General features: G+C 65.5%; 2 protein-coding genes. Both read left to right on the top strand.

Annotated features, from left to right (window positions below; translation table 11 throughout):
• On the top strand, positions 1-586 hold a 586-nt coding region (locus tag LQV45_RS34025; protein WP_230012260.1), incomplete at its 5' end, for an aminotransferase class I/II-fold pyridoxal phosphate-dependent enzyme.
• Between the two features lie 147 nt (positions 587-733).
• Positions 734-1,198 (top strand): thiamine pyrophosphate-dependent enzyme (locus LQV45_RS34020; RefSeq protein WP_253074603.1); only part of this gene is annotated, 465 nt, incomplete at its 3' end.

Below are 1,198 nucleotides of genomic sequence, written 5' to 3'. Positions count from 1 at the left end.
CCTGACGGCCGAGGAAACGGAGCGCTTCATCCATGCCGTTCCGGCCGACGTCGTGGTGGTCATTGACGAGGCCTACCAGGAATTCGTGCGCGCCGGCGACGCCGTGGACGGCATCGCCATGTACCGCAAGTACCCCAACGTCGTCGTCCTGCGGACCTTCTCAAAAGCGCACGGCCTCGCCGGACTCCGCGTGGGCTACAGCGTCTCCAGGCCCGAACTGACGCAGCACCTGCGCGTCAGTGCCACCCCCTTCGCCGTGTCCCAGATCGCGGAAACGGCAGCCGTGACATCGCTCGAGCACTTCGCCGATGTTGTAGAAAGGGTACAAAGCCTGGTGGACGAACGGGACCGGGTCACGGCGGGACTGCGTGAGCTCGGGTGGTTCGTCCCGGAGGCCCAGGGCAACTTTGTCTGGCTCAATCTGGGCGAAAACAGCGCGGAATTTGCCGCCCTGGCGGCGGAACGGGCGCTGTCCGTACGGGCCTTCGGCAACGAGGGCGTCCGGGTCAGCATCGGCGAAACGGAAGCCAACACCCGTTTCCTCGAGCTCTGTGCGATCTATACAAAACCGCCGCGGCGTTCCTAGCGCTTAACACTGCGCGCTCAGGCCGCCCCGTGCGGATAAAGTAAGGACCAGTAAGCCAAAATATATGCCGGACCTGGAATGTATTCCTGGTCCGGCATATATCCCAGCGATTGCGGCGCATTCGGATGCGGCAAGCAAGGAGACGGTATGGGCGCCACACATCTGCCCTCTACCGAGTTCGACGGAACCGGGATGGATGACCAGCTCGAAGCGGAGGCCGAGGCCCAACTGGGTGCCCCGGCCGAGCCGATGGTGCAGTTGCTGGACCCGGACGGCACCCTGGGCTCGGACCCGGTTTTCTCAAAATACGCCGAGAAGCTGGACCCGGGCACCCTGCGCGGCTTCTACGCGGATATGGCCAAGATCCGCCGCTTCGACGTGGAGGCCACCGCCCTGCAGCGGCAGGGCCAGCTGGCCCTGTGGGTCCCGCTCACCGGACAGGAAGCCGCCCAGATCGGCTCCGGACGGGCCAGCCAGCCGCAGGACTACATCTTCCCCACCTACCGCGAGCACGGCGTGGCCCTGACGCGGAACGTGGACCTGGCCGAGCTGCTGCGCCAGTTCCGGGGCGTCTCCAACGGCGGCTGGAACCCGAAGGACACGAACTTCCAC

The sequence above is a fragment of the Microbacterium sp. Bi128 genome (assembly GCF_918698205.1).
Note: the sequence above shows the minus strand (reverse complement) of the source record. Positions and strands in the feature narration are given on the sequence as shown.